This is a genomic window from Phenylobacterium sp. J426 (genome assembly GCF_024699945.1).
Classification (GTDB): Bacteria; Pseudomonadota; Alphaproteobacteria; order Caulobacterales; family Caulobacteraceae; genus Phenylobacterium.
In genome coordinates this window covers 1,046,416-1,073,186 of sequence record NZ_JAJOMY010000001.1, presented here as the reverse complement: position 1 = coordinate 1,073,186, position 26,771 = coordinate 1,046,416, and the positions used below count along the sequence as shown (strand labels likewise).

At 70.5% G+C, this 26,771-nt stretch carries 27 protein-coding genes and 2 pseudogenes; 7 read left to right on the top strand and 22 right to left on the bottom strand.

Annotation, left to right across the window (positions count from 1 at the left end; translation table 11 throughout):
* The first annotated feature begins 17 nt into the window (after positions 1 to 17).
* Positions 18 to 800, top strand: coding sequence for an IclR family transcriptional regulator (locus LRS10_RS05600; protein WP_257836386.1), 783 nt, complete (start codon positions 18 to 20; stop codon positions 798 to 800).
* Positions 801 to 816: 16 nt separating this feature from the next.
* On the opposite strand, the gene LRS10_RS05595 is transcribed toward LRS10_RS05600, so the two are convergent.
* The 3 genes from LRS10_RS05595 to LRS10_RS05585 are packed head-to-tail and all read right to left on the bottom strand — an operon-like array spanning position 817 to position 3,275.
* The gene (locus tag LRS10_RS05595; RefSeq protein ID WP_257836385.1) at positions 817 to 1,260 is read right to left on the bottom strand and encodes a PaaI family thioesterase; all 444 of its coding nucleotides are present in this window, start codon (positions 1,258 to 1,260) and stop codon (positions 817 to 819) included.
* A 17-nt stretch (positions 1,261 to 1,277) separates the two neighbouring features.
* The gene (locus LRS10_RS05590) at positions 1,278 to 2,420 is read right to left on the bottom strand and encodes a nitronate monooxygenase family protein (protein ID WP_257836384.1); all 1,143 of its coding nucleotides are present in this window, start codon (positions 2,418 to 2,420) and stop codon (positions 1,278 to 1,280) included.
* 45 nt (positions 2,421 to 2,465) lie between these two features.
* Positions 2,466 to 3,275 carry an enoyl-CoA hydratase-related protein gene (locus LRS10_RS05585; protein ID WP_257836383.1) on the bottom strand — a complete coding sequence of 270 codons (810 nt, stop codon included), beginning with the start codon at positions 3,273 to 3,275 and terminating at the stop codon, positions 2,466 to 2,468.
* A gap of 161 nt (positions 3,276 to 3,436) precedes the next feature.
* Here LRS10_RS05585 and LRS10_RS05580 point away from each other — a divergent pair, with 161 nt between their 5' ends.
* The gene (locus LRS10_RS05580) at positions 3,437 to 4,312 is read left to right on the top strand and encodes an alpha/beta fold hydrolase (RefSeq protein ID WP_257836382.1); all 876 of its coding nucleotides are present in this window, start codon (positions 3,437 to 3,439) and stop codon (positions 4,310 to 4,312) included.
* A gap of 318 nt (positions 4,313 to 4,630) precedes the next feature.
* On the opposite strand, the gene LRS10_RS05575 is transcribed toward LRS10_RS05580, so the two are convergent.
* The 18 genes and pseudogenes from LRS10_RS05575 to LRS10_RS05490 form a co-directional block, all read right to left on the bottom strand.
* Positions 4,631 to 5,107, bottom strand: coding sequence for an AlpA family transcriptional regulator (locus LRS10_RS05575; protein ID WP_257836381.1), 477 nt, complete (start codon positions 5,105 to 5,107; stop codon positions 4,631 to 4,633).
* 280 nt (positions 5,108 to 5,387) lie between these two features.
* Positions 5,388 to 5,981, bottom strand: coding sequence for a lytic transglycosylase domain-containing protein (locus LRS10_RS05570; RefSeq protein WP_257836380.1), 594 nt, complete (start codon positions 5,979 to 5,981; stop codon positions 5,388 to 5,390).
* Positions 5,975 to 6,466, bottom strand: a complete 492-nt coding sequence (locus tag LRS10_RS05565) for a S26 family signal peptidase (protein ID WP_257836379.1) — start codon at positions 6,464 to 6,466, stop codon at positions 5,975 to 5,977. The genes LRS10_RS05570 and LRS10_RS05565 overlap by 7 nt, the downstream gene beginning before the upstream one ends.
* Positions 6,463 to 7,530 (bottom strand): TrbI/VirB10 family protein, encoded by a 1,068-nt coding sequence (locus LRS10_RS05560; protein ID WP_257836378.1) that lies wholly within the window; start codon positions 7,528 to 7,530, stop codon positions 6,463 to 6,465. The genes LRS10_RS05565 and LRS10_RS05560 overlap by 4 nt, the downstream gene beginning before the upstream one ends.
* A gap of 45 nt (positions 7,531 to 7,575) precedes the next feature.
* The gene (locus LRS10_RS05555) at positions 7,576 to 8,658 is read right to left on the bottom strand and encodes a TrbG/VirB9 family P-type conjugative transfer protein (protein WP_257836377.1); all 1,083 of its coding nucleotides are present in this window, start codon (positions 8,656 to 8,658) and stop codon (positions 7,576 to 7,578) included.
* A complete protein-coding gene (gene trbF / locus LRS10_RS05550) occupies positions 8,637 to 9,320 on the bottom strand; it encodes a conjugal transfer protein TrbF (protein WP_257836376.1) in 684 nt (227 codons plus the stop codon). Before trbF ends, LRS10_RS05555 begins: the two co-directional genes overlap by 22 nt.
* Before the next feature lie 5 nt (positions 9,321 to 9,325).
* Positions 9,326 to 10,330: a type IV secretion system protein gene (locus LRS10_RS05545; RefSeq protein ID WP_257836375.1), complete on the bottom strand. Its 1,005-nt coding sequence runs from the start codon at positions 10,328 to 10,330 to the stop codon at positions 9,326 to 9,328.
* A gap of 91 nt (positions 10,331 to 10,421) precedes the next feature.
* Positions 10,422 to 10,628 (bottom strand): annotated as a pseudogene (locus LRS10_RS05540) (type IV secretion system protein); the annotation flags it as partial.
* A gap of 122 nt (positions 10,629 to 10,750) precedes the next feature.
* Positions 10,751 to 11,215, bottom strand: a complete 465-nt coding sequence (locus tag LRS10_RS05535; protein ID WP_257836374.1) for a conjugal transfer protein TrbJ — start codon at positions 11,213 to 11,215, stop codon at positions 10,751 to 10,753.
* A 257-nt stretch (positions 11,216 to 11,472) separates the two neighbouring features.
* A complete protein-coding gene (trbE, locus tag LRS10_RS05530; protein WP_257836373.1) occupies positions 11,473 to 13,899 on the bottom strand; it encodes a conjugal transfer protein TrbE in 2,427 nt (808 codons plus the stop codon).
* Positions 13,900 to 13,906: 7 nt separating this feature from the next.
* A complete protein-coding gene (locus LRS10_RS05525) occupies positions 13,907 to 14,176 on the bottom strand; it encodes a VirB3 family type IV secretion system protein (RefSeq protein ID WP_257836372.1) in 270 nt (89 codons plus the stop codon).
* On the bottom strand, positions 14,176 to 14,496 hold the full coding sequence (locus tag LRS10_RS05520) for a TrbC/VirB2 family protein (protein WP_257836371.1): 321 nt from the start codon (positions 14,494 to 14,496) through the stop codon (positions 14,176 to 14,178). The genes LRS10_RS05525 and LRS10_RS05520 overlap by 1 nt, the downstream gene beginning before the upstream one ends.
* Positions 14,497 to 15,084: 588 nt before the next feature.
* Positions 15,085 to 15,786, bottom strand: coding sequence for a hypothetical protein (locus LRS10_RS05515; RefSeq protein ID WP_257836370.1), 702 nt, complete (start codon positions 15,784 to 15,786; stop codon positions 15,085 to 15,087).
* Positions 15,783 to 16,319, bottom strand: coding sequence for a hypothetical protein (locus tag LRS10_RS05510; RefSeq protein ID WP_257839245.1), 537 nt, complete (start codon positions 16,317 to 16,319; stop codon positions 15,783 to 15,785). The genes LRS10_RS05515 and LRS10_RS05510 overlap by 4 nt, the downstream gene beginning before the upstream one ends.
* A gap of 623 nt (positions 16,320 to 16,942) precedes the next feature.
* Positions 16,943 to 17,515 (bottom strand): annotated as a pseudogene (locus LRS10_RS05505) (ATPase, T2SS/T4P/T4SS family); the annotation flags it as partial.
* A 216-nt stretch (positions 17,516 to 17,731) separates the two neighbouring features.
* Positions 17,732 to 18,178, bottom strand: a complete 447-nt coding sequence (locus tag LRS10_RS05500; protein ID WP_257836369.1) for a hypothetical protein — start codon at positions 18,176 to 18,178, stop codon at positions 17,732 to 17,734.
* Entirely contained in the window at positions 18,162 to 20,051 is a 1,890-nt protein-coding gene (locus LRS10_RS05495; protein WP_257836368.1) for a type IV secretory system conjugative DNA transfer family protein, read from the bottom strand. Before LRS10_RS05495 ends, LRS10_RS05500 begins: the two co-directional genes overlap by 17 nt.
* Positions 20,052 to 20,190: 139 nt before the next feature.
* Positions 20,191 to 20,619 (bottom strand): helix-turn-helix transcriptional regulator, encoded by a 429-nt coding sequence (locus LRS10_RS05490; RefSeq protein ID WP_257836367.1) that lies wholly within the window; start codon positions 20,617 to 20,619, stop codon positions 20,191 to 20,193.
* 354 nt (positions 20,620 to 20,973) lie between these two features.
* On the opposite strand from LRS10_RS05490, the gene LRS10_RS05485 reads away from it, so the two are divergent.
* From LRS10_RS05485 to LRS10_RS05470, 4 genes are all read left to right on the top strand, one after another.
* Positions 20,974 to 21,621: a GntR family transcriptional regulator gene (locus tag LRS10_RS05485; protein ID WP_257836366.1), complete on the top strand. Its 648-nt coding sequence runs from the start codon at positions 20,974 to 20,976 to the stop codon at positions 21,619 to 21,621.
* 73 nt (positions 21,622 to 21,694) lie between these two features.
* The gene (locus LRS10_RS05480) at positions 21,695 to 21,817 is read left to right on the top strand and encodes a hypothetical protein (RefSeq protein ID WP_257836365.1); all 123 of its coding nucleotides are present in this window, start codon (positions 21,695 to 21,697) and stop codon (positions 21,815 to 21,817) included.
* A gap of 54 nt (positions 21,818 to 21,871) precedes the next feature.
* Positions 21,872 to 22,543: a lasso peptide biosynthesis B2 protein gene (locus LRS10_RS05475; protein ID WP_257836364.1), complete on the top strand. Its 672-nt coding sequence runs from the start codon at positions 21,872 to 21,874 to the stop codon at positions 22,541 to 22,543.
* 1 nt (position 22,544) lies between these two features.
* Positions 22,545 to 23,846, top strand: a complete 1,302-nt coding sequence (locus tag LRS10_RS05470) for an asparagine synthase-related protein (RefSeq protein WP_257836363.1) — start codon at positions 22,545 to 22,547, stop codon at positions 23,844 to 23,846.
* Between the two features lie 378 nt (positions 23,847 to 24,224).
* On the opposite strand, the gene LRS10_RS05465 is transcribed toward LRS10_RS05470, so the two are convergent.
* Positions 24,225 to 25,139, bottom strand: a complete 915-nt coding sequence (locus LRS10_RS05465) for a S9 family peptidase (protein ID WP_257836362.1) — start codon at positions 25,137 to 25,139, stop codon at positions 24,225 to 24,227.
* 535 nt (positions 25,140 to 25,674) lie between these two features.
* On the opposite strand from LRS10_RS05465, the gene LRS10_RS05460 reads away from it, so the two are divergent.
* Positions 25,675 to 26,739, top strand: a complete 1,065-nt coding sequence (locus LRS10_RS05460; protein ID WP_257836361.1) for a hypothetical protein — start codon at positions 25,675 to 25,677, stop codon at positions 26,737 to 26,739.
* The last annotated feature ends 32 nt before the right edge of the window (positions 26,740 to 26,771 follow it).

Here is a 26,771-nt window from a genome sequence, read left to right as displayed (position 1 = left end):
GCCCAGGATCTGAAAGCATGCCGAAGCCCGATCCGTCCATCGTCAAATCCGCGGCCCGGACGCTGGAGATCTTCGAATATTTCGACGAAGTGCGCCGGCCCGCGCATATCCAAGACGTGGCCGTGGCGCTAGGCTATCCCCATTCCAGCACCGGCGCGCTACTCCGCAGCCTCGCCGACCTCGGCTATCTGGAATTTTCCGCCGAAGACAAGACCTTCTTCCCTTCCATCCGGGTGTCACTGCTTGGGCACTGGGTCGGGGACGAGATCCTTCCGCTGCGGCGCATCCAGCAACAGATGCGCGAGATCGCGGAGCAAACCCAGATGACCGTGGTGCTGGGCGCGGCGAGCGGCGGCTATTGCCAGTATGTGCGCGTGATCGAGGGCACGACGCCGATCCGGTACCACGTCAAGGCCGGGACGCGGCGCTGCCTTGCCCGTTCGACTCTCGGGAGCGCGCTGCTGGCGATGGAGACCCCGGATCGCCGGGCGCAGTTGATCGCCGAGGCGCTCGCGGTCTGGGACGGCGACGAGGTCGCGCCGCGCCCGCAGGATGTCGCCGCGGAGGTGGCCCAGGTCGCCGCGCGCGGACACGCGTTCAACTCCGGACTGGTGAACCCTCAGGCGGCGATGCTGGCCATTCCGCTCGCGATCGGTCCCCCAGCGCGGCCCCTGGCGCTGGGCCTGGCCGCCCCGAAGGACCTCTTCCGGGGGCGGCGCCCGAACTGCTCCGGATCATGCGCGGCGCCCCTGGGCCACCTTGGCGAGCCGGCCCGTAGCTTGATTGAGAAGACCGCTTGACCGACGCCGGGCGGTGTCAGGCGGGCCGGGGGTTCTGGATCAGGACAGTGCCTTGCGCCGAACAGCAGAGCCGACCCTCATTCTCCATCTCGATCCGGACGACCGCGGTCTGCTTGGTCATCGAGATGATCTCCGCGTGCGCCGTGACCGTCCCGCGACTGACCGGGGCCAGAAGATTGATCTTGAATTCCGTGGTGGCCGCCCATTGGCCCTTCTCCATGTGTGGATAGCAGACGCATCCCAACACATGGTCGCAGGCCGCCGACAGGACGCCCCCGTGCATGTTGCCGAAGCCGGTGAGCAGCTTGGGGTCAACGGCCATCTCCGCAGTCAATCGGCCCGGCTCCATGCCCGTGATCTTCAGGCCGAGGAACTCCGGCAGACCGGTCATCCGATTGCTCGAGGCCATGAAGCCCTCGACCATCTCGGCGTGGAATTCAGGCATTCTGCGCGGGACCATCGATGTTCCTTTCAGCTTCAGCGGAAACGGTCGGCTCGGGACAGAGCCTGCTCCGCCCCGCTGACGAGATCCTCCAGGACCTCTCGCGCCGGGCGGATCGCCTTGATCAAACCGATGCCCTGGCCGGCGAATCCCGGGGCGATGTCCTTGCGCTGGTCGCGGGTCGCGGCGGCCAGCACGGGTCCTGCGATCATCGACTGGAATGGCATCGGCAGGGGTTGCTTGTCGGCATCGACCCAAGCCTGCGCCCATTTGTTGCGGATGATCCGCGCCGGCTTGCCGGTGACCGACTTCGACACCACCGTGTCTCCGTCGCCGTACTCCACCAGGACTTCCTTCTGGAACTGCTGGATCCCGGCCTCTTCGGTGGCCAGGAACGCGGTGCCGACCCAGGCGCCCTCGGCGCCCAGCATCATGGCGGCGGCCACGCCACGGCCATCGGTGATCCCGCCGGCCCCGAGCACCCGCATCCGGCCGGCCATGGCGTCGACGACCTGGGGGATCAGCGCCATGGTTCCGATTGGCGAATTGTGCCCGCCTCCGTCATGGCCCTGGGCGACGACGACATCGATGCCGGAGGCAGCGACCTGAAGCGCGTGTTTTACTGAGCCGATCACCGCCATCACCTTGGTGCCGTTGGCCTTCAGCCGATCCATCCAGGGGCCGGGATTTCCCAACCCGGCCGCATAGACCGGGACCTTCTCCTCGACCACCACCTCCATTTGCGCCTCGAAGAACTCCTTCGAGAAAAACGCGGGGCCGCCGTGCGCCTCGCCGTTCGCGGGTTCGCGCGCGCGCGCCACCTGCTCAAGGCCTTCCGCGCGCATGAAGTCCGCCGCGAAGGCGCGGTGGTCGCCGATCAACTCCATCGAGGACGGCTTGGCGCGGTCGCCGGAGACCGCCGCCGCATCTGCGACGTCGCGGCGCACCGAGGCCGGCAGCAAGGTGTCGACGCCGAAGGGCTTATCGGTGAGGGATCTCACCTCGCGGATCCAGGCGCGCAGCTCCTCCGGCGCGCAAGCCGCGGCCCCGAGGACGCCCAGGCCCCCGGCGTTCGAGACGGCCGCCGCCAGACGGGGCACGCTGGCGCCGCCCATGCCGGCCAGGACGATCGGATACTTGATGCCGAAGACTTCGCAGATGCGGCTGTGCAACGCCATGTTTTGGGGGTCCTTTTGCGAACGGGCGATGGCCGGGGTGGAGGATCAACGGCCGTTGAAGACAGGTCTACGCTTCTGCATGAAGGCGAGCGGACCCTCCCGCGCATCCTCGGTGCGAAAGACGGGCGCCGCCATTTCGGACTCGATCTGCATGGCGTCGGCTTCTGGGCGCCCCAGACAGGCTCGGGCGGACCGGCGGATCGCCTGCACAGCGATCGGGCCGTTCGCCGCGATGCGCTCGGCCAGTTCGAGCGCGGCGGGCAGGACTTCGCCCTGCGGCACAACCCGGTTAAGGAAGCCCCACTCAAGCGCCTCCGCGGCGGTGATCAGGTCGCCGGTCAGCAACAACTCCATGGCGCGCGCATAGGGCACCTGGCGTGGTAACCGCACGGTCGAGCCGCCCCCGGGAAAAATGGCCCATTTGACCTCCTGCACGCCGAGTTTGGCCGTGTCGGACGCGACACGAAGGTCCGTGCCTTGGGCGAGTTCCATGCCGCCCGCGATCGCATGGCCGTTGATCGCCGCGATCACCGGCTTGACCACATCGAAGGTCCGCAGAAGCCCTGTGCCGAGCATGTCCCGGTCCGCCAGGACACGTCGGTCCCACTCGTCTTCGGGCGGGCGCGCGCGGCTCATCAGCGGGATGAACCTTCCCAGGTCGGCCCCTGAGCAGAACGCCTTGTCGCCGGCGCCGGTCACGACGGCGACGCGGATCTCCTGGTCGTCTCGCACCCGGGTCCAGGCCTCGGCCAAGCGGACGAGCATCTCCGGGGAGATGGCGTTGCGCGCCTCGGGGCGATTGAGCGTGACGATCGCCACGTGTCTGCGCCGCTCGAAATTGACGACCTCGCCCATGCATGCTCCGACACATATGTGTTTTCTGATGGCACGTTCATGCTACGCTAGCTAGCTGCAGGACGCAAAGCGGGATATGGCGCTCTTGTTGGCTAGGGGCTGCTCGCGCACCTTGTCGACCCGCGAAGCTGTCGGGGCATGCGCAAACGTGAGAACCACCTATGAATGAACCGAGCCCAGCTGTCTTCAGAAGCAGCGACGGTCTGGACCTCGCCGCAGACCGGTATGGTCAGCCGAGGCGCGGCTCCGTCCTCATGGCGCACGGCGGCGGCCAGACTCGGCATGCCTGGGCGAAGACCGCGGCGGCGCTTGCGGATCGGGGCTGGGAAGTGGTCACCCTCGACCTCCGCGGCCATGGCGACAGCGGCTGGTCACCGACGGGCGACTATGGGATTGAGCGGTTCGCGGGAGATCTCGCGGAGGTCGCGCGCGCGATGGGTGGCCGTCCGGCGCTGATCGGCGCGTCGCTCGGCGGGCTCGCTGGACTGTACGCGGAGGCCGAGATCGCGCCCGGCGGCTTCAGCTCGATCACCCTGGTCGACATCGTTCCGAGCATGGACCCGAACGGGGCCGCCAAGGTCATGGAGTTCATGAGCGCCCATGTCGCCCAAGGATTTGGCAGCCTTGAAGAAGCCGCCGAGGTCATTGCGGCCTACCTGCCTCACCGTCCGCGGCCAGCGGATCACTCTGGACTGGCCAAGAACCTGCGGCAGGGCGACGATGGTCGGCTGCGCTGGCACTGGGATCCCGGCTTTGTCTCCGGCGTCCATCGCGGTCGATCCTTGCGGGATGCCGACGCGTTCCAAGCCCGATTGCCGGCGTTGACGCTTCCGGTGCATCTCATCAGGGGCCGGCTGAGCGAACTGGTTTCTCGAGAGGCGGCGGAGGCCTTCGTCGCGCAGCTGCCCGACGCAAGGTTCACCGATGTCGCCGGCGCCTCGCACATGGTGGCGGGCGATCGCAACGACGCCTTTCTCAGCGCTGCGGTCGGATTTCTTGAGGACCTGGACCGGCAGACGCAAGTCAACGACGGCTAAAGCGTTGCCGTGCATCTTCGCCCAGACGCCTCTCCGTCCGAGGTTCAGAACCGAGCGTCACGAGGTGCTCGACGACCTGCTGGGCGCCGTCGACCGTGGGATGAGGCGAAAGGGCGTGACGCGCTCGCTGCTCTGGCAGGAGTAGTCCGCCCCGGCGAGGCCCCTCCGGGTCGGCTTCCCGACGGCCACCAACCCAAGCCGCAAAATCCTTGCGACCAGCCATTGTCGACAGGGCGCCACGGTGCGGACCTTGCCAATCGCTCAAGCCGCCGACGAGCGTGGCCTCGAGCCGCAGCAGGCCCGAGCCGTCATCCGGCGTCAGAAGTCGAACCGCATTTGTTGGGCGATGGCCTGGGCGTGCTGCGATCGCCTACGCAGTGCGGGCTTGCGCGGCGCGAGGCCCGCGGCCGACTGTACCGGGCGCAGGTCAGATTTGCGGTCGAGATGCGGCGGCGCGGACCCACTGTTGGGGCACGCCGCCTCCGACGGCCCGGTATCTCGGGACCTTGCAGCGAGGGCGGGCTCTGAGATCGCCGCGCCACCCGGAGCCGTAGCCTGAGTTGGCCTTGAGGCCCGCGCCGCACTGTGGTCGCGCGACACACGCCAGGCCTCGACCTCGTCCTCCCGGTAGCCGACCCGCCCCGGCGAGATGGCGTAGGGCGCGGGGAACTCGTGGCGCTTCTGAAGGCGCCAGGCCGTGGTGCGGCTGAGGCCGGTGGCGCGGGCGACCTCCTTCCACGGCAGGAAGCGCCCGCCACGCGCGTCAGGATCGACAAAGTCCTTCCAGTTCGACATCGTTCACCGGTCGCTTTCCTGGACGGGGGCCCCGGCGCGCGCGAGGCTCTCAGGCCCGTCCGCTGCTGCAGCGCCCAGGCGCGAAGCTCGCCGCGGGGATAGAACGGCTTGCGCCTTATGTGACGGCACGGCGGGCCGTCCTGCCCGACCGACCAGATGCGGGCCAGGGTGGCCGGCTTCATGCGGACGTTGAAGCGGGAGAGGTAGGCGGAGGCCTCTGCACGTGTCAGGAGGTCTTCGTCGTGCTCGCGCGTTGCGGTCGTTTCCGGCTCGGAGGGGATCATGGATTCGCCCTCCGACAATCGCCGCGGGTTCGGATCGCGCGTCCCGCGGTGAGCGCCAGGTAGCAATCGACCACAGCGGCGACATAGGCCTGGGTCTCGGGAAAATTCGGGACCCGCCCCATGCGGGCCACGCGCTCGGGCCCGGCGTTGTAGGCCGCCAGGGCGAGCCTCACGTCTCCGAACCGAAGCAGCTGGCGGGCCAGGTAGTCGGCGCCGCCGGCGAGGTTGGCGACAGGGTCGAACCGGTCTGCGACCCCGAGCTCCCGGGCGGTCGCGGGCATGAGCTGGGTCAGGCCGCCCGCGCCAACGGGTGAGACGGCGCGGGCCCGATATGAGCTTTCCACAGCCACAAGCGCATGGAGCAGCTTCGGGTCGAGGCGGTGCCGCGCCGCCGCGTCTTCGACGGCGGTCTGGAGCGGCTGGGCCACCGGAGCGAGCTGCGGTGGGCCGGCCACTTCGGGACCGGGAGCCGCCGCAGGCGCAGCGACGGCGAAGATGTCCCCGCCGGCGCGGCGCCAGTCCGGCTCGGCCGCGCAGGCCCCGCCCGCCAGCAGGGCGACCAGTGCGCCCAAGGCTCCAAGGTTCACCATCGCCAGACCTCCCTGTAGACGCCCAGGAGCGCGTCCGCCCGAACCGGCCCCAGGTATCGGCTGTCGAAGCTCAGCGGGGTGTCGCCGAGCACCAGGACGTCCCGGGCGCCGAGCCGGTGACAGCCCTGCCACTGGGGCAGGGCTCGTCCTTCACGGTCCTGCGCCAGGGCGAGCGCCGAGCGGCGGGGCCAGGTGAGGCGATCCCGGGTCCGGCAGGCCAGATCGCCCTCCGTGGCGACCACCCGCTTGAGCAGGCGTGCGTCGGGTCCCGCGCCCAGCCGCGCCAGGTAGCGGCGGCCCTCGGGCGACGGCTGGAAGGCGACGATGGCGCCCAGCGCAGGCGGTTCGCGCGTCAGCCGGTAGACGCCTTTCGGCAGGCTCGCGGACTCGTTGATGATCAGGACGGGAGATGCCCGCAGGCAGGCTGCCGCGAAGCCCGCGGCGGATAGAGCCAGGAGGCCGCAGGAGAGTGGGGCGAAGGTCATGGCTGGTACGGTTCGAGGATCAGGTCGCGGGTCACGAAGACCCGTACGCGCGACCCCGGCCGAAGGGTGATGGAGGGCCGCACCTCGAGCTCCCGGTCGATCAGCTTTCCACCGATCTGCGCAGCCTCGATCGCGGCGGCGTCGCCGGCGTCGCCGAGGAGGCCGCCCGCGGTGTCGTCACGGTCGCGGGCGGCCTGCCCCAAGGTGGTGATGGCGCCGGCGAACAGCGTGGCGATCGCCAAGGCGCCCAGCCGGCGATCCACCGCGCCGCGCACGCCGATCGCGCCGGCCGCATCGACACCCGGCTCCTTCGGCAGGATCAGGCTTTTGCCGTTCGGCAGGATCAGGCGCTCCCAAACCACGAAGGCGCGCTTGTCGCCATGCCGGCTCTCGCCCTCGTGGCGGCCGATGAGCCGCGCGCCTTGCGGAATTAGCAGATGGCGGCCCGTGACGGTGTCGAAGACGTTCTCGGTGACGCTCGCCGTGACCGGGCCGCTGCGGGTCGTGTCGATGGCGGTGAGGAGGGCAGCGGCCACCACGGTCCCGGCCTTGACCTCATACGGACTGACCGGGGCGAGCAGCGGGTGGGTGTTGTAGACGGCCGCGAGGTCGGCCCGGCCCGGATCGGCGGCCTCCCCGGACACCGCGGCGGCGCGTGCGACGCTGGCCGCGAAGAACAGCCCGGAGCCGCGGGCGTCACCGGCCAGGCCTGCGGGCGTCGCGCGCGGTGGCGGTGGTGTCCGCCGCCTCGCAGCCGCCGCCGGGGGCGCCTCCTCGGCTTCGCGCCTCCCTGGGCCGCGCGGGTCGGGGAGGCGGTCCAGCTCGGCGTAGGTGGCCGGCCCGTCGGTGACCCGATCGCTCGGGCGCACCGCGCCACGGGTCTCCGCCGGCCGCCCCTCCAGCTTGGCGTCATGGGCCCGCGCCCGCAGGTCGGGCTGAACGACAAAAGCCCAGGCCAGGGAGCCGGCGACGAGGCCGGCGCCGGCCATCACCGCGCCCACCACAACGCCCCGCCGCAGTCGCACGACCGCGGGACGGGGCGCACGGGCGTCCAGCCGCGGCATGGGCCTTCGGCAGAGGGGCGTCGGGCCCACCGGTCACGGTCTCGCTCACGACGCCCCTCCCGTGCGCTCGATCCGCACCACCTGCGGGCGCCGGCCGCCGACGCGAAGTTCGGCGGCGGAGAGCACCCGGTCGACCACCCAGAGGGCGCCCTGCTGGCGGTAGTTGACCAGCTGCGGATCTCCCGAGCGGCTGAGGACGAAGAGGGCCGGCGCCTCGGCGGCCATGACGCCAGGCGGGAAGCTCAGGAATGTGCGCACGCCATCGGTGGCGACCGCCGACGGCGTCCAGGCCGGCGGGCGGCCCTTGGGCTTGATCCGGAACCCGGCATCGAGCGGCCCTTGCGGCTCCACGAGGGTGGTCGGCGCCGAAGCGGGGGTCGCCGTGGCGGGCATCGGGGCGTCCATCACCGATCCCAGATCCCAGGTGACCGCCGCGTTGAAGGCATCGGCGTCGCCGCTGCGCAGCTGCAGCAGGTAGATTCGGCGGTTGGTGGCGAGGACCAGGTTGGTCTCGAGCCCGCGCACCAGCGGCTTGATCATCACATGGGCCCGCTGTTCGGGGCCTTCGCCCGACACCGTCTCGCCGATCTGCCAGCGGACCGTGTCGCCCGCGGCCTTGGAGATCACCGTCTCGCCGCGCGAGAGCGTGAGGGTCGTCACCCGCAGCGGCGCGGTCCACACCTCGTAGACCCGGCCGGGATCGTAGGCGAACACCTGCACGCCGCCCAGAAAGCCGCGCGCCCGGGAGGTCTCGCGGGCGGAGCGGTTCGCCGCGGCGATCGCGGCGCGGCCGGTCGGCGCCGCCGATGGCGGCGTCGCGCGTTCGCGCGGCTGGGCGCCCCACCTGGGCGTGGGCAGCCGCCGTGCCCGGCCGGGGTTGGGGATCGGCGACATGGTGGCGAAAGCGCGGGGCGGACGCGCGCCGGCCTCAGCGGCCGCAGCCGGAGTCTCGCCGGACGTGACGCCGCGAGGCTCGTGTGGCGCGGCGAGCGAGATCGCAGGTGGGGGCGCCGGGACGGCGACCGGCGCACCGGCGGTGGGCTTCGGCCCGACCAGCACCGAGAGGTGCTGGCAGCCCGCCAGCGCGAGGGCGACAGCGCCGAGGATTACGAGGCGTCGGGGGTCCATGACACGTCCTCAATGCGAAGTCCGAGGGGGTTCTTCAGCAGCTCGGCCTCCGTCTTCGGCGGCTCCAGCTTGAAGGTGATCAGGGCGCGCCAACGCTCTTGCCCGGCCTGCTGGCCGTTGACGAAGCGGGTCTCGCGCCACTGGAGGTCGTAGGTCCGCGCGCTGCGGCGCACGACGTTCAGGATCTCGACATTCACCGCCTCGCGGCCGATCTCCGCGAACGGGTCATGGGTCTGGGCCCAGGCGTTCAGGAAGCTCGCCGCCTTCGGCGTGGCGAAGTCATAGGCCGAGAGCCAGTTCTGACGGATGACCACGGGGTCCACGGGCTTGGCGCGCACATTGCGGATCCAGGCCGCCAGCGCATGGCCCACCTGGGCCTCAGTCGGCTCGTAGCGGCCGTCGAGGGCGGTGATCCGCTGGGTCTCGCCCCACTGGCTGACCTCCACCACGAAGGGCCGGACCACGGCCTGCTGGGCCTGCATCCACCAGCCTGCGCCGAGGAAGGCGGCGACGGCCAGGTTGGCGAAGGCCATCCGCCGCCAGTTTCGGGCGTGGGCCAGGCTGAGGCCCATGCGCTCGTCCCAGACCTGGCCGGCACGCTGGTAGGGCGTGGCGACGGGGGCGGCGGACAAGGGGCGCTTGGGCCGGAAGAACGGATGCATCGTCTCTAAGTCTCCTCGTCGCGGAGCTGCGGTGAGATCGCGCCGGAGGTCTCGTTGCCGGGCAGCAGCGCCCGGCCGGCGTTGGCCACGAAGAAGGCCTGCAGGGCCGCGCCACGGCCGCCGCGCGGCCGGGCTGGCGCGGCGCGATCCCCGCCCTGGGCGGCGCGGTGGAAGTCCCGCCGCGCCGTTTCACTCTCCTTGGCGATGGTTTCGGAAGACCGCGGCGTCGCGCCATCGGTTGCCGGGTCGGCCGGCGCCGTGGGTGTCGCTTCGGGCGGCGCCGGACCGCTGGTGTCGGGGGATGCGGGGGTGGATCGCACGGTCGGTCGCACCGTACCTCCGTCGAGGCCCTGAGCGCCGCCGGGAGACGGAGCGCTGCCGCCGCTGCCGCCAGGATCTCGCGGCGACGGACCGGCCGAAGGCGGCGTGCCGCCGGGCGACGCTCCCGGAGGCGCCCTTCCGGCAGGCGGCGTCCGGCCGCTCATGGCGCCGGCCGCCGCGCGAAAGCGCGAGGCGACATTGGCCGTCGCGGCGCCGAGGCCGGTCGCGCCGGCGACGGCGCCCACCGCGGCGCCGCCCACCGCCAAGGCGCCGGAGGCGAAGGCGCCGGCGCCCAGCGCCGGGCCGCCGCTTACCAGCGCCGCGGCGAGGTTGGGGATGAAGAGCGCCAGCATGGCCAGCAACAGCGAGGCGGCCAGGATCGCCAGGGCCTCGTAGAGGTCGGGGTTGGCGGAGGGCTGAAGCTGGTCGAAGACCGAACGCGCGCCCGAGACGACGATGGCGAGCGCCAGGACCTTGAGGCCCGACGACACCACGAAGCCCAGCGGGCGCTCCGCCAGGAAGGACGACTTCGACCAGATTCCGAACGGCAGCAGGACGAAGCCGCCCAGGGTGACGATCTTGAATTCCAGCAGGGTGACGATGATCTGCAGCGCCAGGACCGCGAAGGCGATCATGATGCCGATCATCGCCAGACCGAGGATCAGGGCGTCTGTGAAGGCGCCCACCACGTCGAGGGTGTTCTCGCCGAAGGCCGGGGGTCTCCCCCAGCGCCTTCACGATGTCCCAGCCCTGCTGGAGGATGGCGCCGGGGTTCAGGAAGTCGGCGCGGGAGAGACTGCCGCCGCCGGCGCTGAGGCCGAGCTCGATGAAGCCATCCCAGATGGTCTGTGACAGACCCTGCCAGTCGTTGATCAGGTAGGCGAAGGCGCCGATCAGCAGCACCTTGCCGAAGCCGCTCGCCAGCACCTCGCGGTTCGATGACAGCGCCCAATGGATACCGGTCAGCGCTACCACGAGGGCGATCATCAGGCCGAACACGCCCGTGACGGCCCCATTCAACGCGTCGAAGCCCGCTGAGATCGTGTTCGAAAACACGATCATCAGGTCGTTGGCGGTCTCAGGGGAAGCGGCCACGGTCGTTCACTCCGCTACCGTCGCGAGTGAGGCAGAGGGTCGAAGTCGGGGTTTGGTATGGTTGTGGGCTGTCGCCCCCAGAACTGCCGGCGGGCCTCGGCGCCCGCGGCCCGGTCTGCGGCGCGCCTTGCGCTCTCCGCCGCCAGCATCCGCGACTGCGCCATCAGCAGGGTGCGCATGGAACCGAGATCCTCGGCGAGGACCGCCAGCACCTGGGTGGAGGACTGGATCGCCGCCGTCTGCCCGTCGGCGCGCTGGCTGGCGGTGATCGCGCCCTCGAGGCGGCCACCGCGCCCGCGGCTGAGCCGCTCGAGCTCGGCGGCGGTGCGGGCGAGATCCTGCGCCGTCTCCCGCGCCTGGCTGTTGCGGGCCCGCGCCTGCTCCAGGGCGCGGCGGGGATCCAGGCCGTTCACGGTGGCCGGGTAGATCCTCTCGAAGTCGGCCTGCAGCGTGTCGAGGTCGGAAGCGACGCCCTTCACGGTGCGGGCGAGCTCCCCCGATGTCCCGAAGGGCCGAGGAGGTCTCCGCGAGGTGGCTGTAGGGCGAGCCTGCGAGCTCGCGGGCCTGGTTGGCCAGCATCCGGGCTTCATTCGTCAGGCTCTCGAGCTGGCGCGCCGCCTGCAGAGCGTTCTCGAGGTGGTTCTTCGGATCGAACACCACCTGCTGGGCCTGGGCCGGCTGCGGGTCCGAGCAGGCCGCAAGGGCGAGGACCAGCGGCGCGAGGGCCACCAGGCAACTATTCCGCGGCGAGCGGTGGGCCCGCGACCGCGTCGAAGAGCGCGTCCACATGTGCAAATCCCTTGGCTGCGAGGAAGGCGCGCGCGAACCCCTCGGGGCCGGCGCGGGCGAGGATCTCGTCGATGAGGGCCTGGTCCTCGGGCGACGACGCGCCGCAGAACGCGAGGCCGGCCCCGAAGAGCTTGAGGTCGAAGAGCCGACGCCCCTGGGGCTGGCGCCAGTAGTAGGCGCGCTTGGGCGTGGCGAAGGCGATCAGCTCCAGCTGGCGGCGCGTCAGGCCGAAACCGGCGTAGAGCTCGGCCGAGGCCGGTTCGAGGGCGCGCGGGTTCGGCAGGAACACCTGGGTCGGGCAGGATTCGATCAGGCTGGCGGCGATCGAGGAAGCGGCGACGTCCTCCAGCGACTGGGTGGCGAAGACCACGGCGACGCGCCGCTTGCGCAGGGTCTTCAGCCACTCGCGGATCTTGGCGGCGAAGACAGTGTCGTCGAGGAACAGCCAGGCCTCGTCCAAGACCAGCAGTGTCGGACGGCCATCAAAGCTGCGCTCCAGCTCGTGGAAGAGCGCCGACAGCACCGGACCCAGCACAGATCGGGTCGCCATCAGCTGCTCGAGCTCGAAGGTGTCGAAGAGGCCGACGCTCAGGTCGCTCGCCGCTCCGTCCAGGAGCGCGCCGTGGGGGCCCTTCAGCGTAAGGGGTTCGAGCGCCGCTGCGACCGCGCGGTCCTGCACAAGCGCGCAGAAAACGGTCAACGAACGCTGCTCGGGCGGCGCCTCGGCGAGCGCGCCCAGCGCCGACCAAACCTCCTCGCGCAGGCGAGGCGTGATCGGGGCGCCGGCGCTCCGCACGGCGTCCGCGATCCACTCCGCGGCCCAGGCGCGCTCACCGGCCTCGTCGATCCGGGACAACGGCTGCAGGGACAGGCCTGCCCCGGGCTCGAGCGCGCGCCAGGTTCCGCCCGCGGCCAGGGTCGCGGCGCGGGCGCTGCGCCCCTTGTCCAGAAACACCACCCGGGCGCCGGGATAGCGCAGCCATTGCAGGGACAGGAAAGCCAGAAGGGCGCTCTTGCCCGAGCCTGTCGGGCCCACGACCATCGCATGGCCGACGTCGCCGACGTGCAGCACGAGGCGAAACGGCGTCGAGCCCGTGGTGCGGGCCACCGCCAGCGGCGGACCGGCGAGGCACGCGTCCTCGGCAGGCCCGGCCCAGACGGCCGAGACCGGCAGGAGGTCAGCCAGGTTGAGGGTGCTGACGAGGGGGCGGCGCACGTCGGCGTAGGCCTCGCCGGGCAAGGTCCCGAGCCAGGCCTCGACGGCGTTCAGCGCCTCGGTGCGGGCCACCAGGCCCTGGGCGTTGAGGGCCGCCTCGACGGCGCGCGCCTTCTCCGCCGCCACCGCCGGGTTGGGGTCGAGGATCGTGACCGCGAGGGTCAGGTAGCCGAACGCGCAGGCGTCGGCGCCCAGCGCCGCCAGCGCGCCGTCGCACTCCTCGGTCTTGCCGGCGGCGTCCGTGTCGAGGAGCGGGACCTCCTCCTTGGTGATCGCCTCGCGCAGCAGGACGCCCACGCCCTTGCGCTTCGCGAACCAGCGTTTGCGCAGCCGGACGATCTCCCGCTCGGCGTCGGCCTTGTCGAGGCCGATCCAGCGGGCGGTCCAGCGGTAGGCGAACGGCAGGGTCGACAAGGCATCGAGCAGCCCTGGCCGGGTCGCGGCCGGGAGGCTGCGGACGGACACCACCTTCAGCGCTTGCGCGCCGAGGCGCGGCGCGAGGCCCCCCACGAGCGGCTCGTCGGCCAGCGCCACGTCCAGAAAGACCGGCGCCTCGGCCGGCGAGACCGGATGGGCGCGCGTCGAGGCGCAGGCGTGCAGCCAGGTCAGCAGGGCTCCGTCATCCAGGCGCGCCGCTTCCGGCAGGGTGTCGCCCAGCAGATCCAGGACGGCATCGGCTTCGCGCTGAAAGACTTCGAGCGCGGCGCGCCAGTCGCGGTCCGCGCGACCAAGGCCGTCGAACAGCAGCCGCTCGACCCGCCGGGTCTGTTCGGCAGGCGGGAGCCAGGTCAGCGAGAGGTGGTAGTCGGTCTCATAGGCGGGCTCGGCGCGGTCGAAGGCTTCCTGCCGCTCGGCGTCCACGAGCCAGGCGGCGGTCACCGGCATCTCGGAGGCGGGATAGGCGTGGGCCGGTCTGCGGCGGGCGTCGACATGCAGGCACCAGCCGGTGCCCAGCCGCCGCAGGGCGTTGTTGAGGCGCGCGCGCACGGACATCAGCTCGTCCTCGGTCGAGGACTCCAGGTCGGGGCCGCGGAACCGCAAGGCGGTCAGGAACGAACCGTCCTTGTTGAGGATGATCCCCGGGGCGACCAGCGCCGCCCACGGCAGGTGGTCGGCGAGACTGGCCGGGCGGCGGCGGGCCTCTTCGAGGAAACGCACGGCGGCCTCACGCGTCCAGGTGGCCGGCGCGGCCGAGATGGCGGCGCAGCACGTCGAAGAAGCGCTTGTCGGTCCGGGCCACGACGAGGCCGAGCGCGTGGGCCAGGGTCCACCAGAGCAGGCCCAGCCACCAGATCCGCAGGGCGAGGCCCAGCACGAGGGCGATGGTGCCCATCAGGATGGCGTAGTCGCGCGGCATGCCGGCGACGAGCACCGGCTCGCACAGGCCCTGAGCGATCGGCAGCTCCCAGCCCTCGCGGTGCAGGTGTGTGTCCATCACCCGATCTCCGCCCCGCCGGCAAAGCCGAAGAAGTCCAGGAAGAAGGTCGAGGCCGCAAACGCGATCGACAGGCCGAACAGGATCCCGATGCCGCGGCGCATGCCCGAGCCGCTTTCGCTCATGGCGATGCCGGCCCCGAATATGACGACGGCGAAGACCGCGGCGGCCTGGACCACGGGCCCGGTGACCGACTCCACGATCTGCTGGAGCGGGCCCTCCCAGGGCATTCCCGCGCCTCCGGCCAGGGCGGGGGTGCTGACGACAAGGCCGCAGAAGGCCATCGCGGCCGAAAGGCCGCGTAAGACTACCTTGCGCATTCGTGCAATCCTCAGCGCGATATCGCGCTCTGATTGCAATCAGAACGTATCGGAATTGAGGTTGTCAACAGCTCTTTGTCTTGATTTTGTTTCGACTTCTCTGAGACTTACTGGCAAGTTATCGACGACATATGCGGACGTTGCCCGCACGTTGTTGTAACGTCGTCGCCGAGCTGCCATGTGCGAGGGGAAATTCACGACCTGACGCCGAAGCGCCAACCGAGGACACCTGTTGGACCGGAACCCGCCCTGCAACGTGGCCGGGACACTCACTTGGCTTGTGGATATTTTTCTGGACGGCTTGAGCCCGCCGCTCTGACTGTCGGCGGCCGCACGGGGATGCCGGGCCCGCTATTTTTAACAGGTCGCCGCGAACGTGTTAAAAAGTTCGCGAAAAACGAACATGAGATCCCGCAGCTGCCGCCGGCGTCGATCGTGGCGGCCGCGCATCTCGCGCCAGGCGGCGGCGGGGTTCGTTGAAAAGCAGCAACTCGGGCGCAACAACGACTACATCAACATGCCGCTCGTAGCGCAGCGCCCGGGTGATCGCCTTGATCAGCGGATATCGCCCGCTTCGTCGCGCCAAGCCTAGGCGGCCTGCGAATCCCGTTCTTTCACAAAGTCAGGGACAAAGGCGTTCTTGGTCTGCTTCGGGCCAAGGCCGAGCCGCTCGTAGATTTCGCCGCCGATACCGGGCACGATTTCACCTTCGTCGGTGCGAACCGTATCGACCTCGAATGTCCAGTACTCGAACCGCTCGGCGAGCTCCTTCGAGAACCCTTTCTCGAGACGCTCGTCCGCACCCTCCAGCATGACCGGCGCGGCCACGTGGACGCGGCCGGGGCTGACCTCGTCGAACAGGTACTCGAGGTTGCTGCGAACCACGCACGCGCCGGAGATGACGGACTTCAGGATCACCAGGTGATCGATCCGTTCCGGCGCGGGCTCGCGGTATTGCTGAACGACCGGGGCCATGTCCGCCCAGTCGAGGTCGAAGGCGTCCCCGCGCTCGTTCCAGAAGCAGGCGACCGAGACCTTCACGCCAGCGTCCTCGAGGCTCTTCACCGCGCCGCGTCCCAGGAAGTCGGCGTCCTCCACCGTCATGCCCAGGCAGACGACGTCGCCCCTGCGGATCTCGGATCGCGCCATGGCCGCGCCCAGATAGCTGCCCAGCTGCTGCATCGCTGCGCGGTAGTCGCGCACGGACGTGGACTTGCTCTGGACAACCGTCAGGGTTTCGCGGGCGGCGTTCAGGAGGGTCGCGTCGATCAACGACGTCCGCAACGTCATGAAACCCCTCGCAAGGCGACGACCACCTCGTAGACGTCGGCAGGCCGACGCTCGACGACATAGCGCTCGAATGCGGCGGATTCGGGCGAGCCGCCACGAAAAGCGGAGTAGCCGGAGAGTCCACCGAATCGATAGTAAAGGTGCTTGTTCCGAATCTTGATGTCCATCCCGAGCGCGGCCAGATGCTCGGCGACCTCCGCCGGCAGGTCATACTCCGGCCCGAGCACGGCGACCACGGGTCCGGGCGCCTCGGCCGCGTGCAAGGCGAAGGCCGCCAGACTCGGATCGCCGGTCCAGCTCACCCAGGCCGCGAGGATGGCCTTGAAGACCTGGCGCCGCACGCTCGGCCGGGGGAGTTGGATCGAGATACTGTCGATTGCCGCGACCAGCGACGGGTTGGCGGCCAGCAGGCTGTCGAGCTCCGCGTCGAACGCGAACCGCACCACCTCGACATCGAGGTCGTCGGGTCGCGCGGCGACGAGCGCGTCGCGCAGGTCCTCGCGCGCCACCACGAGCTCGTAGGCGGCCGCCACCCCCGCCGCCGCGTCGAGCGCCGCCTGCAGCCGGAAAATCGTCGGCCAGCGGATGATCGCCGCCGGTCCAGCTGGCGGCGCCGCTCTTCAGCTGGCTCAGACGGCGAGCGGCGGGCCGATCGATGATCAGGTCGTCGATGAAGCAAAGCTGCTGGGCGTAGATCGATGTCGTCGCGCCGTCGTCGCCGGCCGCCAGCGCGTCCGCGAGCGCCTCGGTGAGCCGGGTCGCGGCGTAGTAGGTCTCGAACGTCGCGCCATTGGCGTTGTTGCGCCCGCCGCGGTGCTTGTTCCGGGCGTAGGCGGCCGCGTCCGGGCCGCACGTTCGTTCGATGAGTTGGGAATCGTACATGGCGGATGGCGTCACCATAGGGCGCCGGCCCGGGCGTCCAAACCTGCCGCCGATCCGCGCGGCGGACCGGGCGCACCCGCCTTGGGGTCGCGACCACCGGGATTGCCCTTAGGCGCTTGTGCGAAATCGATAGCCCCCCGTCCGGATCGATCCCGTCCAGGACCAGGATGGGTTCGACGGTGCGCCCGGTGGGACGCCGCGCGATGTGGACGATGAGGTCGATGGCCTGGGCGATCACGCGGGCCGGGTTCTGCGCCATGACCTCGCCCAGCAGATCCTCCAGCCGCAGGAGCGATTCCCGCGCGGAGTTGGCGTGAATCGTCGACACACCCCCAGGGTGGCCGGTGTTCCAGGCCTTCAACGCCTCCAGCGCCGCGGCGCCGTCGCGCATCTCGCCCACGACGATGCGGTCTGGACGCATCCGCAGGGCGTCGCGAACCAGGTCTGCGACGGTGATCGGACGCGGATGGCGGCGTGTCAGGACGGCCACGAAGTCCCAGGCCGCGCATTGCAGTTCCGGTGTGTCCTCGATCAGGAAGACCCGATCGTTCGCGAAGGACGGCTCGGCCAGGATGGCGTTCGCCAGGGTCGTCTTCCCCGACCCCGTGCCCCCCGAGATCAGGATGTTCCGCCTGTCCTCCACGGCAGCGCGCAAGGTGTCCGCCGCGCCGCGTTCCAGCACGCCGGAGGCGACGTAGTCGTCGAGGCCCCAGATGACGGCCGGGCGCTTGCGGATGGAGAACGCCGGCTGCGCGCAGACCGGGGGCAGGAAGCCCTGGAAGCGCTCGCCGCTCGGCAGCACGCCGGAGAGACGGGGATCGTCGCGGGTGATCGGCTCCCCCCACATAGTCGGCGACGAGGCGGATCACCCGCTCGCGCGACGGCGCGGGCAAGGCCGCGCCGCTGTCCGCGCGTCCCGACCCGAGCCGATCGACCACCAGGCGTCCGTCCGGATTGGCCAGGACCTCGACCACGCGGGGTTCGGCCAGCGCTTCGAGGATCGCAGGGCCCAGGGCATGGTCGAGCGCCTCGCGCTTGCGCGCCAGCGCCAACGCCTCGGCGTTCATTCCGCAGCCGCCGCGAAGCTGCGCGCCTCCAGCGCCGCCTCGCCGTCGGGGCGCCGGCCGGCGACGATCCGCGCGGCGGCGGCGTCCAGGAGCGTCTCGATGCGCGCCTCCACCGCCGCCCGCACGAGGGGATCGTGGTCTCCCGGGGCGTCGGGCAACCGCGTGAAGAAGGCGCGCGCGAACTCCACCAGCAGTTCCTGGACGATCGTCATGTCGCGGGCGTTGGAGCGCATGTGGTCGCGCAGCGCCCGCTCCAGGGCCAGCAGGCGGTCGTCAGGATCGGCGCCCGGCCGGCGCTGCAGGCCGCGGGCGATGGCGCTCTCCGCGGCCCGGCTCAGGGTCTGTTTGTTGGCGCGGGCTTCCCGCCGCAGGGCGAGTTCCGTCTTGGGGTTCTCGAAGTAGACTTGGACGCGCGGCGTCGGCCGCTCAGCCGCTCTTGCCATGACGATGCTCCTGCAACTGGTCGAGGACGGCCTCCTGCGCCGCGAACTCCTCGGCGACGCGCCCGTAGATCTGTGCCGCCTTGGCCGCGGCCTTCTTCTCGTCGATCGCGCCGGCGACCTCCTTGAACAGGGAGAGGCTCGCGGTCCGGTCCTCGCCCAGGGCGCGGACCCCGGCCCAGGGGTGGACGGGACGACCCGGCGTATCGAGCGCGCCTCCGTCCGGCGCGCGGATCGCGGCCCGTTCGCGGAAGGGTGAGCGCTGGTCGTAGCGCACCTTGCGGCAGCGCAGCGGCCGGTGGCCGGCGGCGAACACGAGCTGCTCGTCGTCGGGCAGGGCTCGGATCTCCCCGGGCTCCAGGAGGGGCCGTTCGAACTCCGAGCGGGAGACCGAACCATGGCCGGGGGCGAACGCCGAAGGCCGGCTGCGCGTCGTGCGCGTCTCGGCGATCGTCCCGGTGAGGCGTGAGACCTTCTCCTGGGTGAGCGGGTCCAGGGCCGCGAAGGCGGTGAACACATGGCAGTTGTCGAGGATCGTGTTGTGGGCGCCGTAGGTCTCGACGATGTCGTTGAGGCTCTGGGCCACGAACATGGTCTTCAGCCCATAGCCGCTCATCAGCCGCAGGCTCTTCTCGAAGAACGCCACCCGCCCCAGCAGCGGGAACTCGTCCATGGCCATGAGCAGCTTGTGCCGCTTGGCCCGGCCGGCGGCGTCGGAGGTCTCGTGGGCCGTCAGCGACTGCGCCGCGGCGTAGAACAGGAGGCGCACGAGCGGCTTCAGCGCCGAGGCGTCGGCGGGCGCCACCTGGACGTAGAGGCTCGCCGGCGCGTCTGCGCACATCAGGTCGCCGACCGCGAAGTCGGACACGGACAAGGCCCGCTCCACGTCCTCGCCGGCCAACCACTTCAGGTAGGAGCGCGCCGTGCCCTGGACGGACGTCCGGAAGCGGTCGTGCATCGCCGCATAGCCTTTGACGGCGGTGCGGATGAAGGGGTGGGTCTCGGGCTCGCCGTCGGGGCTGGCCCGATGCAGCGTCCGCAGCATGACGTCGGCCGCGTCGTCGAGGTCGGCCAGCAGCTCGCGCACCTTCAGCAGCGTCTTGGCCTCGTCCTCGGCGGCGTAGAGGACGTGCAGGATCAAGGCCTCGAGGATCTCGGACGCGGACTTGTCCCAGATCGCTTCCTCGTCCCGCACGCCCCCGGGGTCGGAGAGGATCGCCACCAGCCGCTGGACCTGCGCCAGCTCGCCGGCGCCGGGACGGATCTCGGCCAGGGGATTCCAGCGCACGGAGGCCGGATCGCGCGGGTTGAAGCTGAGCGCGTGCGAGAACGTCGCGCGCCACCCGGCGGTGACCCGCCACAGCTCGCCCTTCGGATCGTGGATCATGGCGCTCTCGGTCCAGCAGAGCAGGCTGGGGACCACATGCCCCCTCCCCTTGCCGCTTCGCGTGCCGCCGGTGACGAGGGTGGGGCGCAGGTCGGCCGTGATGAGCAGGCGACCGCCCATTTCGCCGAGGACGCAGCCCGTGCGGGCGGTGAGGCCCGCCCGGCGCGCCTCGTCATGACCGCCCCACCCCCGCACACGCCGCCGTCCCGCCGTGGGCTCCAGGAGCATGCAGGCCCCCAGCCCCAGGGCGACGCCGAGCATCATGAGCCCGCCGGCGCCTGCGAACACCCTGGGACCTTCGCTGAGGAACTCGGCGCGCCAGTGGAGCACCGACCACGGCGGATAGAGCGTGGCGTCATCCGAGATCGGAAGGCCGTCGCCGAGCGGAGACGCGAAGCGAAACGACCAGGCGACATACTGGGTCGCGGCTTGCAGGCCCAATATGGCGCCAAGGGCCACGGCCGTGAGACGACTGACGACGCCACTCATCGCGGGTCCTACACCGACGCTTCGCTGACGCCATAACCCGCACCACGTCAAAATCGTTCCAAATGGTTGTTTTTATTGCAATTTACGACAATTCTTGTCGGCCCGTCCGACGGAAAGTGTCGTTGTCGCGACGTTGCGATCAGCCCTTGGCCGGGGGATCGTTCGGGTCGCCAAGCCAGCGGCTGGCGGCCTTGCGGCTTCGGTTGAGCTCTGCGCTCAGCATGGTGAAGGCCACCTTCAGCGCCTCGACGATCGGTGCGGCCTGGAGGCTGGCGAGGTCAGCGCCCTCCTGGAGAAAAAGCTCGCGGGCGTGCGCCACGAAGAGCAGCACCAGCTTGCTGTCGATACAGGCCAGGGCGAAGTCGGGCGTGCCCATCTTCACGCTGGCCCAGAGCGCATAGGGATCGCTGTCGGTCGCACGGGCGAAACAGAAAATCCGGTCGACCTTGAGGAAGCCCTCGCCGGCCTCGAAGCGCTCGTAGGTCCGCTTGTTCAGGGTCATCAGGTCGGCGACCTGTTGCACGGTCATCCGCCGGTGATTGCGGATGGCCTTGAGGACGCGCGACAACGCTTCGTCGCGTTCGGGCGCCTTTTTCGAACTGGAACGCAGCGCCTTTCGAACCACGCAATCAACCCTGCCTTTTGGCGCATCCTCAGAGCAGCCCTAGGTCGTCGTCAATCCGTCAAAGACGATCCATGCACAGGCCGGGAGGGTGCCGGTCCGGAATCGGCACGCCATTCCAGCCTGCGCCAAGCTTAGTAATGGTAATTATTGTCTATGCTTGGCGAATTTGCCGCCTAGCCCGACGCCTCTTGTCAGAAGGTCCGACGATTATTGTCGGATCATCAATCACACAAATTGTGACATCTCGACATGATCCGGATTTTGGCTTCAGTCTACGGCCTTGTCCCGGAGTACCCCATGGCGAGGAAGCGCGCGGATTCATTCAAGATCACTCTCGACACGCTGAGGGAAGAGCTGCGGGCAGGCGTCCACAGCGCGGGCTCCAGGCTCACGGCCAACGATATCGCCGAACGTTTGAGCCTCAGCCAGACCCCCGTGCGCGAAGCACTGTCCCGGCTGGCCGGAGAAGGCCTGCTGTTGGACCGTCGCGGGCAGGGCTTCTTCGTTCAGAGCCTCGCCGAACAGGATCTCATCGCGCTGTTCCGCCTCCAGCTGGAACTGCTTCTGGTCGCCTGCGAAGGCGAGCGATCTTCGCTGCCCCACATCGACCTCGGCCGGCTCGTCCCCACGGCCACGGAGACTCCGTCGGACGCGACCTTCGTGCTTGCCAGCGAACGGCTGTTCCGAGTCTTCGCGTCGGCTTCAAGCCCGCCTCTGGCGCGGCATCTTGGTCGATTGCAGGATCAGCTGGCGCCGCTGCGCGCCGTCGAACCCCGCGTCCTGCACGGCTTGCCGGCGGAGTTCGGTCAGCTCCTGGACATCATATCGACCGGCGCGACGGAGACGGTCCGCAGTGAGCTGACGGCCTTCTTCGGCCGGCGCATCGGCGTCGCCGCGGCCCTGATCAGGGCGCTGGACGCGGCCGACACTATAGAGTCGATATAGTTTGAATATAGCACAACCGGGGCGCGAACTGCTTCTGCTGCAAACGCGGCATTCACTGAAGCAGGAGACTACAATGTCCAAGCATCTGTCGATCCCGACGAGCCGCCTCATCTGCCTGGGCGGCGCCAAGCTCGCCACGAAGGCCGGCTACTTCGGCGACGCCGAAGGCCAGCCCGACGACGGCCTGCCGGAATAAGGCCTTCGCCCGTCCCGGCGTTTGCGCGCCGGGACGGGTCACCGGCGACTCCGCATGGCCGAGAGACTGTTCCTCGCAGACCAGGTCCACGCCGTTGGCGTAAACGGCGATCTCGTCTTCCTCGACGTCGAACGGGACGCCTACGTCTGCCTGCCGCAGGGCGAGCAGCAAGCGCCCCTGGAGCCGAGCCGGCGAGCTCTTTCCACGACCCAATCAGGCCTGGCGCAGGATCTCCTCGCAGCCCACCTGGTCGGTACGGCCGCGCCGGCGCAGGACATGGAAGGCGCCGGGCTGGACCCGCGTGGGCGCCAGCCTCCGATGACGAGCGCCCTTCGCGACTACTACGACGGCCCGAGATGGCGCGACGGCGCGCAGATCGGTGTCGCCGTCGCCGATCTGCTGGCGGCCTATCGCGGCCGGACGTTCAAGGAGATCGTCGACGCCGCGCGGGTTCAGCGCGCGCGACCGCCCGCTCTGAGCGAACAGTTGATAGAGACGGTCGACAATTTCCATCGCTGGGCGCCGTTCGCGCCGACGAGCGCCAAGTGCCTGCTTCGCGCCTTCATGCTACTCCGCCTCCTGCGCCGTCGGGGTCACGACGCCTTGTGGGTCTTCGGCGTGAGAACCTGGCCCTTCCATGCGCACTGCTGGCTGCAGTGCGAGGGCCTGGTCCTCGACGATGAACCGGACCGCATCAGGGCCTTCACGCCGATCATGGTGTTGTGACGTGCGCGCCGCCTTCCTCGCCCTGTCCTGGCCCCTGGAGTCGGCGTGCGCCGCCAGCCGGGCGCGGCAGCTCGGGGAAGCCCTGGCCGCGACCTCCGACTGGAGCCTCGCCCATGCGGCCGCCAGCCTTCGGGTCTGGACGTCGACCCAAGCGCCCTTGAGCGTGGAGCCGATCGATGGCGACTGCGGTGTGCTGATCGGCGCGACGTTCGCCATGCCCGGGGCGACGCCTTGCCGGGAGCTTCCCGACGCCACGCCACGACAGCTGATCGCGGAGCTCAGCCGGCGTCGGTGGGGCCGCTACGTCGCGCTGGCCGCCAGTGCTCGCGGCGACGAAACCTGGGTGTACCGCGATCCGAGCGGAGCCCTTCCCGCCTTCGCCTGGTCGCTTGGCGACGGACTTGAGGTGGTTGCGTCCCTGATGAGCGGCTTGCCCCTCGGCCTGGGGCCGCGGTGGCCGCTGCTCAATTGGGACAGGATCGCCGACTTCGTCGCGAAGCCCGCGGTCTGCGCGACCCAGGTCCTGGTGGATGACGTCACCGCGGTGCAGCCGGGGGAGGCGCTGCGACTTCGGTCCTTGGGCGCGTCGGACGTCGTGTGGAGCCCCACGGCCTTCGCCGGCGATCCCATCGATGACCTCGACGCCGCGGCCGACGAGCTCCGCGCCCGCGTCAGCGCCTGCGCCGCGTCGCTGGTTGACGGCTACGACCGCGTGATCCTGGAGGTCTCCGGCGGCCTGGACTCCGCCATCATCGCAGGGTCCCTGCACGCCAGCGGCCGGACCTCCCGGGTCGTCGAGGCGATCAACATCGCGTTCGGACGGCCGGAGTCGGACGAACAGGCTTACGCGACCGCCGTGGCGGCCCGGGCCGGCCTGACCCTCGTCCAACGGCAGCACGAGCCCTCAGCCCTGGCCCTCGGCGATCTGGAGGCCTTCGCCCGCGAGCAGCGCCCCTCCGCCAACGCCGTTGACCCCAAGTGGGACCGCGACGAGATCGAACGGGTTCGGGAGAGCGGAGCCGGGGCGATCGTGTCGGGCCAGGGCGGCGACGCCATCTTCATGCAGATGGCCGGCGCCGGGATTGTCGCGGACGCCTGGCGGGTGAAGGGGGTGGTCGGTCCTTCGGGATCCTGTCCTGGCGAATGTCGCGCGCCGCACCCGGCGCTCGGTGTGGGAGGTCCTTCGATCGGCTCGCGCCGAAGCTGTCGGTCGAGCGCCACCGGTCGAGGGCCTTTGGTCGTCGTTGATCTCGCGCGAGGTGCGCGCCGCCACGGCCGACCTGAAGCCCAAGTGGTTGCGTGAGGCCGAGCAATGCGGGCTTGGCCCCGGAAGGCAGCTGCACATCCACGCGCTCGCCCGGTTCTTCCTGAACGAGGGCCCGAGCCGCCGACGGCACGAGGCGGATATCCTCTATCCCCTGTTCGCCCAGCCCGTGCTCGAGCACTGCCTCAGGATCCCGACCCCCCGCCCTTGGGGGCTCAAGCTACGACCGGGCGTTCGCCCGGAGCGTCTTCGCCGACCGCCTGCCGGAGTGCGTCCTGAACCGCCGGGCCAAGGGCATCGTCACGGTCTACTTCGCCCGGCTCATCGCCAACAGCCTGGGCTGGCTGCGGCCCTACCTGCTCGATGGATGCCTTGCAGAGGCCGGCGTACTCGACCGCGCACGTCTCGAGCTGGCGCTCAGCCCGGAGCATCTGATCTGGGCGGCGCAGCCCTCGGACATCCTCTGGGCGCTGTCGACGGAGGCCTGGGTGCGCTATTGGCAGACGCGCGTCCCGGACTCGCGGACGGCGCCACGCCGCCTGTAGAGGCACGGGCGAAGTGCGCGTCGAGGAACCGGAACGTCTGGTCGTAGACGTCGCGGATGTCGCCCGGCGACGAGGGGGCGTGCATGGCGCCCCAGTAGACGACCAGCAGCGCGTCCTTCCCCTGTCGGAACAGGGCCGAATACATCGCTTCGGATTGGGCCGCCGAGAGGCCGTCCTGCGCACCGTGGATCAGCAGCAGGGGCGTCTGGATGCGGTCCGCCAGGAACAGCGGGCTGTTGCGGATGTAACGCGCCGGATCGCGCCAGGGCGGGGCGCCCATCTCAGGCTGCGTGCGCTCCACCACGCCGGTGTGCCAGTTGCTCCAGTAGGCGAGCTCTGAGTCCAGCTGCAGGTGCTGCGGGATGGTGGACCAGTAGCCGACCAAGTCGCTCACGCCGTTCAGCGACACGGCCGCCGCGAAGCAGTCTGTCTGCGCGGCCGTGATCATGGCCGAGTAGCCGCCGAAGCTGTGGCCCATGATCGCCATGCGGGTCGGATCGAGCTTGTCGGCCAGCTCCGGCACGTCGATCGCAGCCTGGACAATGGCCAGGATGCGCTCGGCCAACCCCTGCGCAGGCTCCTTCATCCCGCCCGGTGGGTTCGGCAGGCTCGGAACCAGGACGGCATAGCCATGTCCGGTCAGCACACGGATGTTCTGGTAGAATTCCGGCCGCCCGGGCGTCTCCTGCGGGGGCGCCGGATAGGCGGCGCCCGGATACGCGCGCACCACCAGGGGCGCGGGTTGTCTCGCCGGAGAGCCCGTGGGCAGAAAGACCCAACTGACCACGGGCTCCCCGACCGGACCGGGGTGGCGCACTTGGACGATCTGTGGGGGGATCGCGCGCCTCCCAGCCACGGTTGACGGCGGCTGTCGGGATGCTCCGTCCGCCAACCGATAGGGTGAGTGTCTCCACGCCATGGGCGTCCGTGGCGCGCTGGAGGGCGACGCCCCCGGGCGCTGCCGCCTCCCATGCGCCGCCCGCGGGCGCACCCAGCGCCGTCGCGGTCGGTCCCTCGGCGCCGAGGCCGGTCAGGCTCGGCTTTCCCGAGGCGTCCTGCGCCGTCACCCACAGCGCGGGCGCCGGCGCCCGCGCCAGCCGGCCGCCGGCCCCGACCCGGCGATCCGGCAGGGCCGCCACGCTCGATCCCGGCGCCGCAGCGGTGACGTCGCCGGAACGGCGGACACGCCAGGCCCGGTCGCCCGCCCACACCCACAGATGATCCCGCCCCGCGACACGCGCGCTGCGGCTGGGCGGAGGCAAGCGGCCCGTCAGGTTGCGCGGGGCCCCGTCGCCGAGCGCGAACCAGTCATCGCGGTCAGTGTGCGCCCCCTCCAGCCGCCCGAAGACCAGGGGCGTCTCGCCCATCCACGCGGTCCAGACCGACACCGGGTTGAGGTCGAACCGGGGCTTCACGCGTTCTCCGATCACCCGCACGGCGCCGGTCTGGACGTTCACCTCGGCAAGTCGCCCGTCGGTCCAGAGTTGGTGGCGGCCGCGCGTGAACACGAGGAGCCGCCGACCGCTCGGCGACCACGCCAGCACCTGCGGAAGGACATCGCACGGGACGCAGGGCGACCGCGTCTCACCCGTGCGGAGATCGAGGATCGACAGCCGGGTCGCCTCGGTCTCGGAGCCTGCGGGACCCCGTACGGGCGCTTCGCCTCGGGGCTGAAGGTCTTCCCCACTCTGCAGCAGGGCCACGCGATCGCCCTGGGGCGAGACGTCCAGGTCGATGAACTCGCCTTCGGCCAGCACGTCCCGGTCGCCCGTCTGTGCATCGACGACGAGGAGGCGGTTGGCGGCCCGCGTCCGGACACCGAGATAGGCGCCGCTGCCGTAGGCGGTGTGAGCGCCCGCCCCCGTGGCGGCGGCTTCCCATCGTCGCGTCAGCTCCCGCGAGAACGTCGAGCCCTGGCGCAGCACGAGAGGGCCGCGCCCATCTGGCCGATCGAGCACCAGCAGCCGGCGGTCATCCAGCCATTGCAGCGCGCGGCCGCGCGTGTCGCCCTGCGGCGTGATCGGGAGCCACCGAACGGCGCCGGTCGACATCGTCACGACGCCCAGCCGCCACGTGGGCCCGATCACCCGATACACGGCCAGACTGTCCCCCGAGGGCGAGAAGTCCCCGAGGAGGACGCCCGCGGGGTCGCCCGCGAGCAGCGGGCGCCCCGGCCCGGGCTCGTCGGTGGCGACGACCTTCAGGCGACTGAGTCCGTGCACCACACCCCGGTCGCTGTCGAAGCGCGATGCGGTCGCGTAGGCGCCGCGCGCCTCGTAGACGAGGTGGCGGCCTTGCGGATCGAAGGCGGCCGCGCCCAGGGTCTCGACCTGGAGAAGGTCTTCCACGGTGAAGGGTTTCCGCCGCGGCCGGGTTCGGGGGCGTGACACAGCCGACCGCGAGGGCGGCCGCTGCCAGG

Excerpts from the sequence above, each read along its gene's own strand:
- LRS10_RS05600 (WP_257836386.1), top strand. The coding sequence starts at position 18 with ATGCCGAAGCCCGATCCGTCCATCGTCAAATCCGCGGCCCGGACGCTG.
- LRS10_RS05595 (WP_257836385.1), bottom strand. The coding sequence starts at position 1,260 with ATGGTCCCGCGCAGAATGCCTGAATTCCACGCCGAGATGGTCGAGGGC.
- LRS10_RS05590 (WP_257836384.1), bottom strand. The coding sequence starts at position 2,420 with ATGGCGTTGCACAGCCGCATCTGCGAAGTCTTCGGCATCAAGTATCCG.
- LRS10_RS05585 (WP_257836383.1), bottom strand. The coding sequence starts at position 3,275 with ATGGGCGAGGTCGTCAATTTCGAGCGGCGCAGACACGTGGCGATCGTC.
- LRS10_RS05580 (WP_257836382.1), top strand. The coding sequence starts at position 3,437 with ATGAATGAACCGAGCCCAGCTGTCTTCAGAAGCAGCGACGGTCTGGAC.
- LRS10_RS05575 (WP_257836381.1), bottom strand. The coding sequence starts at position 5,107 with ATGTCGAACTGGAAGGACTTTGTCGATCCTGACGCGCGTGGCGGGCGC.
- LRS10_RS05570 (WP_257836380.1), bottom strand. The coding sequence starts at position 5,981 with ATGGTGAACCTTGGAGCCTTGGGCGCACTGGTCGCCCTGCTGGCGGGC.
- LRS10_RS05565 (WP_257836379.1), bottom strand. The coding sequence starts at position 6,466 with ATGACCTTCGCCCCACTCTCCTGCGGCCTCCTGGCTCTATCCGCCGCG.
- LRS10_RS05560 (WP_257836378.1), bottom strand. The coding sequence starts at position 7,530 with ATGCCGCGGCTGGACGCCCGTGCGCCCCGTCCCGCGGTCGTGCGACTG.
- LRS10_RS05555 (WP_257836377.1), bottom strand. The coding sequence starts at position 8,658 with ATGGACCCCCGACGCCTCGTAATCCTCGGCGCTGTCGCCCTCGCGCTG.
- trbF (WP_257836376.1), bottom strand. The coding sequence starts at position 9,320 with ATGCATCCGTTCTTCCGGCCCAAGCGCCCCTTGTCCGCCGCCCCCGTC.
- LRS10_RS05525 (WP_257836372.1), bottom strand. The coding sequence starts at position 14,176 with ATGGACACACACCTGCACCGCGAGGGCTGGGAGCTGCCGATCGCTCAG.
- LRS10_RS05520 (WP_257836371.1), bottom strand. The coding sequence starts at position 14,496 with ATGCGCAAGGTAGTCTTACGCGGCCTTTCGGCCGCGATGGCCTTCTGC.
- LRS10_RS05515 (WP_257836370.1), bottom strand. The coding sequence starts at position 15,786 with ATGACGTTGCGGACGTCGTTGATCGACGCGACCCTCCTGAACGCCGCC.
- LRS10_RS05500 (WP_257836369.1), bottom strand. The coding sequence starts at position 18,178 with ATGGCAAGAGCGGCTGAGCGGCCGACGCCGCGCGTCCAAGTCTACTTC.
- LRS10_RS05495 (WP_257836368.1), bottom strand. The coding sequence starts at position 20,051 with ATGAGTGGCGTCGTCAGTCGTCTCACGGCCGTGGCCCTTGGCGCCATA.
- LRS10_RS05485 (WP_257836366.1), top strand. The coding sequence starts at position 20,974 with ATGGCGAGGAAGCGCGCGGATTCATTCAAGATCACTCTCGACACGCTG.
- LRS10_RS05480 (WP_257836365.1), top strand. The coding sequence starts at position 21,695 with ATGTCCAAGCATCTGTCGATCCCGACGAGCCGCCTCATCTGCCTGGGC.
- LRS10_RS05475 (WP_257836364.1), top strand. The coding sequence starts at position 21,872 with ATGGCCGAGAGACTGTTCCTCGCAGACCAGGTCCACGCCGTTGGCGTA.